Source organism: Methanococcoides burtonii DSM 6242 (genome assembly GCF_000013725.1).
In the GTDB taxonomy this organism is placed as follows: domain Archaea; phylum Halobacteriota; class Methanosarcinia; order Methanosarcinales; family Methanosarcinaceae; genus Methanococcoides; species Methanococcoides burtonii.
Map to the genome: position 1 here is coordinate 2,385,914 of NC_007955.1, position 13,069 is coordinate 2,398,982.

Annotated in this window: 10 protein-coding genes; 5 read left to right on the forward strand and 5 right to left on the reverse strand. The window is 42.5% G+C overall.

The genetic code is table 11. From position 1 onward, the window contains the following. Positions 1-12 precede the first annotated feature (12 nt). The gene (locus MBUR_RS11700; RefSeq protein ID WP_011500261.1) at positions 13-225 is read left to right on the forward strand and encodes a hypothetical protein; all 213 of its coding nucleotides are present in this window, start codon (positions 13-15) and stop codon (positions 223-225) included. A 113-nt stretch (positions 226-338) separates the two neighbouring features. On the opposite strand, the gene MBUR_RS13955 is transcribed toward MBUR_RS11700, so the two are convergent. From MBUR_RS13955 to larB, 3 genes are all read right to left on the reverse strand, one after another. After that, complete coding sequence (locus MBUR_RS13955; protein ID WP_157196732.1) at positions 339-476, reverse strand: hypothetical protein; 138 nt, start codon at positions 474-476, stop codon at positions 339-341. Between the two features lie 602 nt (positions 477-1,078). Beyond that, complete coding sequence (larC, locus tag MBUR_RS11705) at positions 1,079-2,269, reverse strand: nickel pincer cofactor biosynthesis protein LarC (RefSeq protein WP_011500262.1); 1,191 nt, start codon at positions 2,267-2,269, stop codon at positions 1,079-1,081. Between the two features lie 20 nt (positions 2,270-2,289). Beyond that, positions 2,290-3,060, reverse strand: coding sequence for a nickel pincer cofactor biosynthesis protein LarB (gene larB / locus MBUR_RS11710; RefSeq protein WP_011500263.1), 771 nt, complete (start codon positions 3,058-3,060; stop codon positions 2,290-2,292). Between the two features lie 132 nt (positions 3,061-3,192). On the opposite strand from larB, the gene MBUR_RS11715 reads away from it, so the two are divergent. From MBUR_RS11715 to MBUR_RS11730, 4 genes are all read left to right on the forward strand, one after another. Next, the gene (locus MBUR_RS11715) at positions 3,193-7,752 is read left to right on the forward strand and encodes a tetratricopeptide repeat protein (protein ID WP_011500264.1); all 4,560 of its coding nucleotides are present in this window, start codon (positions 3,193-3,195) and stop codon (positions 7,750-7,752) included. Positions 7,753-7,830: 78 nt separating this feature from the next. Continuing rightward, positions 7,831-10,311, forward strand: coding sequence for a U32 family peptidase (locus tag MBUR_RS11720; protein ID WP_011500265.1), 2,481 nt, complete (start codon positions 7,831-7,833; stop codon positions 10,309-10,311). Position 10,312: 1 nt separating this feature from the next. Then, positions 10,313-10,900 (forward strand): Maf family nucleotide pyrophosphatase, encoded by a 588-nt coding sequence (locus MBUR_RS11725; RefSeq protein WP_011500266.1) that lies wholly within the window; start codon positions 10,313-10,315, stop codon positions 10,898-10,900. 91 nt (positions 10,901-10,991) lie between these two features. After that, a complete protein-coding gene (locus MBUR_RS11730) occupies positions 10,992-11,285 on the forward strand; it encodes a DUF427 domain-containing protein (protein WP_394295778.1) in 294 nt (97 codons plus the stop codon). On the opposite strand, the gene MBUR_RS11735 is transcribed toward MBUR_RS11730, so the two are convergent. Both MBUR_RS11735 and MBUR_RS11740 read right to left on the reverse strand, forming a co-directional pair. After that, positions 11,282-11,728, reverse strand: a complete 447-nt coding sequence (locus MBUR_RS11735) for a thiamine pyrophosphate-dependent enzyme (protein ID WP_269479024.1) — start codon at positions 11,726-11,728, stop codon at positions 11,282-11,284. The genes MBUR_RS11730 and MBUR_RS11735 overlap by 4 nt on opposite strands. Continuing rightward, positions 11,721-13,058, reverse strand: coding sequence for a thiamine pyrophosphate-binding protein (locus MBUR_RS11740; RefSeq protein WP_048063411.1), 1,338 nt, complete (start codon positions 13,056-13,058; stop codon positions 11,721-11,723). The genes MBUR_RS11735 and MBUR_RS11740 overlap by 8 nt, the downstream gene beginning before the upstream one ends. Positions 13,059-13,069: the final 11 nt, after the last annotated feature.

A 13,069-nucleotide genomic window follows, 5' to 3' on the forward strand; every position in this document is an offset into this window, starting at 1 on the left:
GGAGGTATTATCATGGTAGAAGAACTTGATGAAGGTAAACTGGAACATCTTCTGGAACATTGGATCGAACATAGTGAAAGTCATAGCAAGAGCTTCAACGATTGGATCTCCAAGCTGGAAGCTGCGGGATTTAAGGAAGTTGCAGATCATATCCGTACGGCAGCTACGAAAATGGATGAGTGTACCGGATATTTAAAACAAGCAAAAGATGTCGTGAGGAAATAAATCCTTACGAACAACTTTTTTAATTTTAGTTCTGGCCGAATGGCCAATTATTGAAGAAAATATAGTTGGCACGATATCTGCAATGAATATCGATGCCTGACAAAAAACAAATATCATTCTGCAATGGATGCATGAATATCTGGGATTGCATGCATTTTGTTTTCAGGTTTTGCATCGCTCAATTTGAACCCATGCAATACATGTGCCATTGGTGAAGTATTGACTACTCGGACCTCTATTTTCTCAGACATAACTGTTTCTCCTTTTAGTTAAATCGTTTTTGGACTCCTTTTTGCCGATCGCCTGTTATTCAATCGGCAAATGAAGTCTAATATTCTACTATTTATAGTTTACTCATGCATTTATATATCCTTCTTGCAAATGTGCTAAATTTAATGTTTGTTTATAATTTTTTTATAAACAAATTTGCTTGTGCAAAACTTTATGCATATAATGTTTTCTATAATTTATGATATGTGCTTTAATAACTTTATTATTCTAAAAAATCAACATCTGTTGAAGTTATTGGTCTTTTTGTCAGTGTATATTTCAAATAATACTTATTTTCTGAAGATCGGATAACTGTTATTATATCTCTTAAAATCAATTTCTAATGGCATTAAAATCTGAAATTTGCTAAAAAAAGTAGAAAATGATCAATTTTGATGTAAGCATCTTTTTCGGAGTAAGATCATTATAATATATAAGATGTATTTCACGCTACTACTGCCTTTTCTTTAATAACAAGCAGGTTTGTTTTGAAATGCCCTTTCTTAATAAATGCAACTTTGTGGCTTCATTTTTGACAAGCGTTCAATTTATGCACCCATTATCAAATAATCTACCCTACATTTTATTTCTTTAGAATATTGTTCCAGGCCTTCTCCTCGGCGCGCCTTATCACTTCTTTCAAGGGAAGTCCGCATTCCTGACTTATTCTTCTGCAATCCTCGAATTCAGCTGAAATATGAAGAACTTCATCAGACCTGTCATGTGCTATCTTTACAGTTACTTGAAATGTCTGCTTCCCTATTATTATATTCACTTTTTCCATCTTACGCTCTGCAATAAAACGATGCTTCGTTGGGAGGATGCGAACTCCAAGGGTCCCAGTCTGTCTTATGAGCTCCCTTGCGATTCTTTCGCTGTTCTCAGGATGAGCGATAACGTGTATGATGTGGCCAGTACGCCCCTTTTTCATAGTGGCAGGTGTAATCGTTACATCTTTGGCTCCCTCTTTCATTAGGGTTTCAAAAAGATTCCCAAGCACTTCTCCGGTAACATCATCCACGTTTGTCTCAAGAACTTCCATGTGGTCACGTGAAAGGTTCCCTGTGGTTTCCATGAGCATTGTACGAAGAACGTTGGGCATGTCAGTTTCCGCATCTCCTGCTCCATATCCGGTGGTCAGTATCTTTCCTGTGGGTAGTTGGTCGCTAGGGTTTGCAAAATAAGTGAGTAGAGCAGCTCCTGTTGGGGTGAGAAGTTCCCTATCACCGTTGCTATGTACCTCCAGACCACTTCCGCTTAGTATCTCTGTGGTCGCAGGAACTGGCACAGGCAATGTACCATGTGCAGTTCTCACGCTTCCCCCTCCTACATTGACCGGAGTGCACAATATATTTTCTACCTTCATCCTGTGAATTGCATAACAAGAACCTATGACATCCGCAAGTGCATCATCCTGACCGACCTCGTGAAAATGTAGTTGCTCAAGAGACATACCGTGGACCTTTGCTTCCGCATCTCCAATAATCCTGAATACAGCAATAGCATTTTTTTCCACTTCTTCGGGAAGGTTCGCATCCTTTATTATGTCTATAAGTTCCCCGAATGACCTTATCCTTGCACTGTCCTTTGTATGTATATTAACATCCGTGGCACGTATCCCGCATTTAGTGATATCTTCAATAGTTACGGAAACATCTACGGAGGCTTGGATAACTTCCACTATCTCCCCTTTGTCTGCTCCGAGATCGATCAGTCCTGCAAGGATCATATCTCCGGAAGCACCTGAAAATGGCTCAAATACAAGTGTTCTCATGTTATCCCGCCTCAAAACTCTTACTTTCTCGCTTCTGCAATGCTATTTGCTATCCTTGCGGCAAAAGCACCTGCCACGAACCCTGCATCGATGTTGACCACTGATAATATAGAACATGACTGCAACATCGAAAGAAGTGCAGCCTCTCCTTTGGCACCTGCTCCATATCCAGTCGATACGGGCAGGCCTATTACAGGTACGTCTATAAGGCTGGATACCACCGTTGGTAGTGTTCCCTCTCTTCCGGCTGCCACAACGATAGCATCAGGTCTGTTCTTTTCGAAGCTCTTCATCTCGGATATCAGTCTATGAAATCCCGCCACTCCCACATCGTATATCTTAATGGTATTGCACCCCATTTCTGAGGCAGCCATCCGTGCTTCTTCTGCAACATCGATATCCGCAGTGCCGGCTGAAATTATGGCTACAGTGCCTCCTGTCTTCGATACAGGAGTGCCATCATGCACGACAGCCGTTCTTGAATGTATGCCCCATTCGATATTTTCAGGCACGAATGCCTTTCTAAGGGCAGATGCCTGTACTTCATTGATGCGTGTGATAAGTGTTCTTCCAGTAGCCCTTTTGTGTGCTTTCACAATCTCTATTATATCGTCTGCTTCCTTTCCCTCTGCGAGAATTGCTTCCATGAAACCGGTTCGACATTTTCGGAATGTGTCCAGCTTTGCGATATCTGAGACGGGTACGTATCCCATGGAACGGATCTGGCTTTCCGCATTTTCAAGTTCCGTACTGCCATCCTTTACCTGTCGCAATATGTTCTTCAATTCCATGTTAGATCCTTCTTACAATGGACCGGGCTATATAAATAAAAGTCCCTTTTAGGCAAAGACTAATAACGATAGCTTGCTTTAAATGTAGTCGGATAACGTGGAAATCAGGTACTAATCACAGGTTTATAGATCATGTCACAAAGATCAAAAGATATGGCACTTCGTAATTTCAAAAAAGGGATGTCCTTTTTAGAAGCCGGACAACAGAAAAAAGCTCTTGAAGTATTGCTTGTTGCTGAAAAACAAGCAAAGGACGCAGGCTCTACGGATCTGCTAATAAATATTTTTCAATCGGTTGCAAAAATAATGGAATCCAACGGCGAAAAGGATGCAGCCCTTGAGAGGTACTTGGGTGCATCTGAGCTACTAGACGGTCTTGCAAACTCGGATCCTTCATTTGTGGAGCACAAAGCCCTTGCTATGAACAAGGCCGCCACCCTTCTTGCCAATAAAGGCGATGTGGAACATGCCGGATATTTATTTGAAGAAACAGTGAAAGCATATGATAAACTGCTTTCAAAGGAGCCGAATAATGTTGTCCATTGTTCATCCATGTCTTCTGCACTCAATGATGTTGCTACCATCCTCGCCGAAAGGGGTCAGCAAAAGGATGCAAAAGAAAGGTTCGAAAGATCCCTTAAGTTATCGGCTAAGCTCATTGTACTCGACCCTCTGAACAGTTCTAATATTACAAAAGCTCTGACAATTCAGACAAATCTTGCTAATCTTCTCTACGATATGGGACTCCTGGAAGATGCAAAAATAAATTTTGAAAGCACTTATGGAGGATATTCCGGGCTGCTAAAGGATAATACATCTGGCAATTTGTTCCGTGATCAAATTGCAGATACACTGGAAAAACAGGTAAATGTCCTTTTTGATATGCAGGAATATGCTGCTTCCGGCAAGAAGCTTCATGAACTGATGGATATGCTTCAAAGGTTCGCAAAGGATGAACCTCGTTTTCTTGAAAGGATTACTGATCCTATTCACGGACTGGTAAAGCTTGCTCGTGACAATGCAGACAAGGGGATGTTTGCCGATGCCCGTTCAGGGTATGAGCTTATGCTTCCTGTTCTGATGGATTTGATAAAGGATGATCAGGATTATGCAAATTACATTCCAATGGTCCGTACGATGCTTAATGATATGGAATCTCTTCTCGAAAATGATACTGATGTCAGCGAAAAGGAAGCCGATCTCACTATCCTGATCTCTATGTACGAGAATCTTTCCGCTCTTGATCCTTCTGATCTCTCCTATGCTGGAAAGATCTCTGAACTCAATGACCGCATGGTACAGCTTTTGATAGTTGCTGGTCGTTTCGAGGATGCTCGTTCAAAATCGGATCTCACTCTTGACGACCTCATGGATCTGATGCAGAAGGACCCTAATAATGTCAATTTACTTTCCATGATCCGTGAGATGCTGGATGATATGGAATTTCTTCTTGAAACTGATCGTGATGTCAACGAACATAAATCTAATCTCAATACCCTCATCTATATGTACGAGAATCTTTCCGATATTTATCCTTCTGACGTATCTTATGTTACAAAGATCTCCGATCTCGATAACTGCATGATACGTCATTTGATAAACGCCGGTTGTCTTGCTGAAGCTCGTTCAAAGTCTGATTCCACTCTTTACGTTCTTATGGATATGGTCCATGAGGATCCTGAAAATGTCAATTTACTTTCAATGATCCATGAGATTCTGGATGATATGGAATCTCTTCTTGACACTGAAATGGATGCCAGCAAACAGGAATCAAGCCTCAATGTCCTGATCTCCATGTACGAGATGCTTTCCAGAATCGATCCTTCTGACTTTTCCCACCATGTAAAGATCGCCAAACTCAATGAGCGCATGGGTCGTTTTTTAATGGATGCTGGTCGTCTCTCTGCTGCTCGCTCAAGTTATGGTTCCACACTTGCTGTTCTGACGAAATTGATCAAGGAAGAGCCTGATAATACCAATTTCCTTTCGACCTTCCGTACGATAGTAAATGATATGGAAGTTCTTTTTGAAATGAATGCTGATGACGGTGAAAAAGGATCTGATCTCAATGTTCTTACCTCGATATACGAGAAGCTTTCCATTCTTGATCCCACCGACCTCTCCCATTACGTGAAGATCGCCGAACTCAATGAGCGGGTGGGCAGCCTTTTAATGAATGCTGGACGCCTCGCTGCTGCTAGGTCAAAGTATGATTCTGCACTTACTGTTCTGATGGATCTGATACAGGATGATCCTGACAATTTTACTTTCCTTTCTATGTTCCGTACTCTACTTGCCGATATGGAACATCTTCTTGAGGTTGATTGTGCTGATAGCGAAAAGGAATTTGATCTCAATGTTCTTATCTCTATGTACGAGAAACTTTCACAGCTTGACCCCTCCGATCTCTCCTACTATGTGAAGATCGCCGAACTCAATCAGCGCATGGGTAATGTTCTGATGAAAGCTGGTCGTCTCTCTGCTGGTCGGTCAAAATACGAGTCCACATTTAATGATCTGGTGGAACTTATCAATGAGGATCCTGAGAATGTCACATTCCTTTCTATGGTCCGTACTATAGTTACTGACATGGAAGCCCTCATCAAAATGAACGATGATGATAGTGAAAATGAATATGCTTTCAATGTCCTCATCTCTATGTATGAGAAGCTTTCTGTTCTTGAACCTTCAAATCTCTCCTATCCGGCAAAGCTCGCCGAACTCAATGAGGGAATGATCATCCTTTTGATAAGTGGTGGTCGTCTTGCCGATGCCCGTTCAAAATATGATTCCACCCTTAACGTTCTTATGGACCTGTTACAAAAGGAATCTGATAATGTCACTTTCCTTTCCATGATACGTACGATACTTAGTGACATGGAATATCTTCTTGAGACTTATAGTTCTGAAACTGAAAAGGAAGCTGAACTCAATGTCCTCATTTCTATGTACGAGAAGCTTTCCACTTTGGTTCCTTCCGATCTCTCGCATCATACAAAGCTCACCGAACTCAATGACCTCATGATCCTTCTTTTGATAAATGGTGGTCGTCTCGATGATGCGTGTTCAAGGTCCGATTCCATCCTTGATGTTCTTATGAATCTGGTGCAAAAAGAGCCTGATAATTTTACTTTCTTTTCCATGATCGGTACTATACTAACTAATATGGAATCTCTTCTTGGAACTGAAAATGATGCCAGTAAAAAGGAAGCCGATTTCAATTTCCTCATGTCAATGTATGAGAAGCTTTCCACTCTTAATCCTTCCGATCTCTCGTATCATGCAAAGATAGCTGAACTCAATGAGGGCATGGTTCTTACTTTGCTAACTGCTGGTCATCTTGATGCTGCCCGTGCAATGTCTGATTCCACGCTTGATGTTCTTATGGGTCTGGTTCAGAAGGAGCCTGATAATGTCACTTTCCTTTCCATGATCGGTACTATACTAACTAATATGGAATCTCTTCTTGGAACTGAAAGTGATGCCAGTAAAAAGGAAGCTGACCTCGATTTCCTTATCTCTATGTATGAGAAGCTTTCCACTCTGGTTCCTTCCGATCTCTCGTATCATGCAAAGATCGCTGAACTCAATGAGGGCATGATCATCCTTTTGATAAACGCAGGTCGTCTCGATGATGCGTGTTCAAGGTCTGATTCCATCCTTGATGTTCTTATGGATCTGGTTCAGAAGGATCCTGATAATGTCACTTTCCTTTCCATGGTCCGTACTATACTAACTGATATGGAATCTCTTCTTGATACGGAATTTGATGCCAGTAAAAAGGAAGCCGATTTCAATTTCCTCATATCAATGTATGAGAAGCTTTCCACTCTTAATCCTTCCGATCTTTCGTATCATATAAAGATCGTAGAACTCAATGGGATAATGATCGGTCTTTTGATGAATGCTGGTCGTATTGATGATGTCCGTTCAATGTATGGTTCCACTCTTAATATCCTGATGAAATTGATGCAAGGGGAACCTGAAAATGTCACTTTCATTTCTATATTCCGTAATGTATTGTCGGATATGGAAAGTCTTCTTGAAATTGACTGTGATGAGAGTGAAAAAGAAGAAGATCTCAATGTCCTGATCTCGATGTACGAGAAGCTTTCTCTTATTGATCCATTTGATCTTTCGCATCATACGAAAGTAGCTGATCTCTATGATCGCAAGGGCAGTTTCTTAATGAATGCAGGTAGGAATGTTGATGCCCGTTCAAGTTATGAAATGGCATTAAGCATAAGGAAAATGCTTATCGAAAAAGGCGAATCATCAATGCTGCAGGAGTTCGGAATAGCTTCTATCAGGAACAACCTCGGTACGATGTTTGCACAGGATGGCGAGTTCACAGAAGCCAAAGCAATGTTCGAGGCTTCCCTTAAAACGTATGTCGATCTTTTTGACAGGGATAAAGAGGATGCAGCATATCAGTACGGTGCTGCTCTTACATTGAACAATCTTGCAAAACTGTTCGCTGATATGGGTCGCCATGAAGATGCAAAGAGCATTTATGAATCAGCACTTGAGGCATATGTTGAATTGCTGAATGCTGACCCGGAGAATGTTCGTTACAAGAAACACGCTTCCATAACCCTTGATAATCTTGGTTCATTGCTTGGTGAGATGGGAAGGGGAGAAGATTCTATCCGTATGCATGAGGCAGCACAGGAATTAAGAAACGAGATCTGAACAGGAAGTTCTTTTATAGGGATAGGTATTTCTTACGGAAAAGTAAGATACCTCCCTTAAAATGGATGAGTTGATATTTTGAAAAATGATAATACGGTCTGTAGTCCCCCTCCGGAAATACTGGCTCCGGCAGGCGATGTTGATGCATTGATGGGCGCAATTAAAGGCGGTGCCGATGCTGTCTATTTTGGTGTTACGGACCTTAATGCAAGAAAAGGCGCAAAGAACTTTTCCGTAGATGATCTTGGGGAAACCATCGACTTGCTTCACTCTCATGGCATCAAGGCTTTCCTTGCATTGAACATACCTGTGAAACAGAATGAGCTCCAGCATGCTCTTGATGTTGTGGACAGAGCATATTCGCTTGGTATCGATGCTATCATCCTTCAGGACCTCGGGCTTTTGAGCATCCTTCACAGAAGCTATCCTGACCTTGCATTGCATGCAAGCACACAGATGACCGTTCACACACCAGAAGGTGTGGACTTTATAGCAAATGCCGGTGCTGTTCGCGTTATTGTCTCGAGGGAACTTGAGGTTCAGGAGATCGAGGACATTGTTAAGAATTCCGATGTTGAGATCGAGATATTCGTACACGGTGCGTTGTGCTATTCTTATTCCGGTAAATGTCTTTTCAGCAGTTTCATCAATGACCGTAGTGCCAATCGTGGTGCTTGTGCACAGCCTTGCAGGCGACCTTATGTTTTTGTTGTGAACGGTCGGACTATCAATGAGAAGATAACAGGTAGATTCCCTATAAGTTGTGCGGAGCTCTGCACTCTTTCCGAGATAGGTGATATTGTTAAGACCGGTGTGAAAAGCCTGAAAATAGAAGGCAGGATGAAAAGACCGGAATATGTGACCGAAAGTTCTCTGGCTTATAAGCAGGTCGTGAAAGCTTTCTGTGGTTCTGAGGAACTTGACGAGGATGAGATCAAGGGATTCGAGAAGGACCTTGCACAGTTGTTCTACAGAGGATTTACCAAGGGTTTCGTTCTTGGCGACAGGAATGTTGCACATTCGAAATACAGTTCAAGTTATGGTGTATTTTTAGGCAAGATCACCAATGTGAAGGATTTCAAGTACAATACAAGCATTACTCTGACATTGGACGAGGATATTCGTCTGAAAGATGGTGTGGGCATACATACAAAGGCCGGTGTTCTGGGGTCAGCTGTTAACAAGCTTTTTGATGCAGATGGCGAGGAGATCAAAGAGGCAAATAAAAGGGATATTGTTACCCTTGAGATAAGCTCAAAGACGGGTAAGGCTGTCTCTGTAGGCAATGAGGTTTATCTGACTACCGATCAAAGACTTCTGGAACGTTTGCAGCGAACACGGAAACAGGGATTGCCGGTTTCCATTGAAGTGGATGCAAGTGTTGGTGAAGTGCTGAAAGTGAGGATTTCTTCTGCTTCTTTTAGTGCTGAGTTCGTTGATGAGTTCGTAGTGCAAAAGGCCCAGAATGCGCCGATGTCAAAGGAAAAGATCGTTGAGGTCATAGGAAAACTCGGTGACACCTCATTTGAGGCAAAGGACATCGATGTGAGGATAAATGGTGACATCTTCATTCCGATGGGAGTGCTTACAAATGCCAGAAGGCAGGCTGCGGATATGCTGCTTGAAAAGATACTGGCATCTTACCGAAGGGAAGAAAAGCATCCGAAGTTGTCCGATATGACACATTTCTGCGATGATGGGGCTGCCGTTGGGTCTGAAATTAATGTCCCTCTCCTAAGTGTGGAAGTAAAGAACAGTGCTGCTCTTTTTGATGCTGTGGATTGTGGTGCCGATATTGTTTATCTGCCTATGGGCAAATTCTCGGAATTGCTTTCAGAGGAATATGCTGAAACTTTCAGGGATGTAAAGGAAACGGTGGAGATCGTTGTGCTGGCTCCCCGTATATCGCATGAAGCTGAGCTGGATGCACTTGTTCCAATGTTCGAGACCGTAAAAGAGGAAGGTTTGCGTATAGCTTGTTATACACTTGGACAGGTCGAGTTGGCAAGAAAGATGAGCATTCCTTTTGTTGTGCAGAAGGAGTTCAACACATTCAATTCCTATACTTCGGATGGGTTCTACAGGGCAGGTGCATTCCGTGTGACCCTTTCCAGTGAACTCAATATGGATGAGATGAAAGATGTGGCGGATGATATCTCCTGTCGTGGGGAGTCTCACCAGCTCGAAGCTGTTGCGCATGGGCGGGAACTTATGCTCATAACCGAACATGATCTGCTAAAGCCTTTGATCGATAATGGGATCACCATTGAAGGAAGTGAGGTCCTTCTTGTCGATTCGAAGAGTGATGAATATCCTGTCAAGCGTGTCGGGGAAAGGACACTTATCTATGATTCAATGGTCACTGAGATGCTGGACCATGTGGACAAGTTCGAAGAATGCGGGATCGATGTGATACGTCTGGACCTTTCCCTTTATGGTAAAAAGGATGTTCAGGAAATTACATCTGCATATCGCCGGGTCATGGATGGTAAGGATGCGGTCATCTATTCCAAACGGGGTTCTGATTTCACTTCTGGTCACTACTTCAAAGGTGTGTGATGTGAGAAAGGTCGTACTTGCTTCCGCCTCTCCTCGCAGGAAAGAGCTGCTTTCCAAGTTGATCGGGAATAATTTTGAGGTATGCGTTAGCTCGTACGAAGAAACTCCCCTGCAGGAAATGAACGTTGAAGAGTTGGTGGTCTTTCACTCTTTGGAGAAAGCAAAGGATGTTGCCTTAAGGTTCGATTCGGGTATCATCATCTCTGCAGACACTGTTGTTTTCTGTGATGGAGCCATTCTGGGAAAACCCCATACTCTGAATAATGCAAAGGAAATGCTTGAAAACATCAGTGGGAAGTCTGTTCTGGCTATCACCGGAATGACCATTCTCGATATGGATTCCGGCAAATGTGTCAGTGAATACGTGAGTACAGATGTTAATATGAAACAGATGTCCTCTGATGAGATCGCATCCTATGTGAATTCAGGAGAACCGCTTGACAAAGCGGGGGCTTTTGCAATACAGGGGAAAGGGGCTGTGCTTGTTGAAAGTATCAATGGGGATTTCTTCAATGTCGTTGGTCTTCCTCTTTTCAGGCTTGGTACAATTCTTGAGGAAATGGGTATCTCTATTTTTGATGATTGTTGATTCCCGATACCCATAACAGATATTTTTAATTTCATTAAAGTGCTGTTTACCGAAAACCACATAAGCTATGTTTTTCAACTGTTTATAAGGAGTGGTTATTTTGGCAATAGCAAAATGGAATGGAGTTGTACTTGCGGAAAGTGAGTCGGTAAAAGAGATCGAAGGTAATCTTTATTTCCCACCTGAGTCGGTGAACAAAGAATATCTAAGAGAGTCGGATACCCGCTCAACATGTCCCTGGAAGGGTCTGGCACATTATTTTGATATCGTTGTCAACGGGGAGGATAATAATGATGCTGCCTGGTCCTATCCTGAACCGAAAGAGGCAGCAAAAGAGATTACTGGTCACTTTGCTTTTTGGAAAGGGGTTGAAGTAATCCCTTAATCTACCCTTTTTGTGCTTGCAGCCATTTTATCCGGGTCAACTACAACTTCAATAAGTGATGCCTTTTCGGATGAGAATGCTTTTTTAAGTGCATCATCGAGATCTTTCGGGTCTTCTATTCTGTAACCTTCGCCTCCGGTAGATCTGGCAAATTCTGCAAAGTTGGGATTCGGGAAGCTCACTCCGTATTCGGGATAATTGTCTCGTAGCTGTTCTTTCTTTATGTTCTTGAGCTTACCATCGTTAAAGACTATGACATTAATGCCAAGGCCTTCTCTTACAGCGGTGGTAAAATCCCCCATTAACATTGCAAAGCCACCATCGCCTGTAACGCATATGACCTGCTTATCCGGATAATCAAGTTTCGCTGATAATGCAGCCGGAAGTGCAAATCCCATACTTGCAATGTTTGCGGACATGAATGTTCTCTGTCCTTCACACACGAACTTCTTGGAACCAGTATGTATGGTCCCCTACATCGACACAGATGATCGCATCTTTGTCTGCATGGCGTTTTATGGCCTGTATCACATAACCGGAACTTATCGGAATAGAAAGGTCGTTTGATTCGGCTTCAAGTTCTTCGCGGTGTTCCTGTTTCATTCTGTCGATATATTCAAGAAATTCGGTGTTCTCTCTCTTCCTCTCAATAAGTGGCAGAAGTTTTTGGAGAACAAGTTCCGCATCACCAACGATCCCTGCATCAACATCAAATGTCTTGCCGAGCTTTGTCGGATCGATATCTATCTGTACTATCTTTATTCCCGAAGGTACAAGGTTTGCCTGCCTGAAACCAGAACCCATGATAACTATCAGATCACAGTTCTTTATTGCCTTTGCAGCGTGTTTCGAACCGATTGACCCGAGTACACCAAGACTAAACCGATCATTTTCATGTACGACACCTTTTGCTCTTGATGTAGTTGCAACAGGTGCGTTCAGTTTTGCAGATAGCTCCTTTATTAACTTTCCACTATGTCTGGAACCCCAGCCTACAAAGAGGGTGATCTTCTGACATCCATTGATAAGGTTTGCAGCTTTTCGAACATCTTCATCTCTTGGGGCTGTTTTGTTGGAGAATATCCTTTTTTCGATAGGATAAACCTTCTCATCAAGCTTTTCTGCAAGTATATCTGTTGGTGTGCTCAATACCGATACACCGGGTTTCTTGAATGCATATTTAGTCGCCATTGTGACAAGCTTAAGAGCCTGATTCTCCCTTGCAATGGTCTCTGCGAATTCCGTGAATGGTTTGAACAGTTCTATCTGGTCTATTTCCTGAAACGCTTCACTTCCAAGATATACTTCAGGTATTTGTCCTGCAAATGCAAGTACTGGACTTCTGTCAGTGGCAGCATCCATCAATCCGGTTATCAGGTTAGTGCAACCCGGACCTGCTATGGACATGCATACTCCGAGCTCTCCTGTCATCTTCCCATGAGCTGATGCCATAAAAGCAGCTGTCTCCTCGTGTCGTGTAAGGATGAATCTTATTTTTTCACTCTTTCGAATGGCTTCTATTAGCGGTAAATTGGAATCTCCTGGTATTCCGTAAACATACTTTACACCAAATATCTCAAGTTGCTCAATTATCTTCTCTGCAACAGTGGTCTTTATATCTTCTTTACCTTTACCTTCTTCCTCTGCAACGAATGCAGACTTTGGAGCGCCGCAGACAGGACATGTGAAGTCGTCAGGCAGGGAATCGAAATCCTGCCCTTCCGCTTCTTCATCATAGACCCAGTTACAGACGGAACATCTGTGTTTACCCATGTTATATCCTC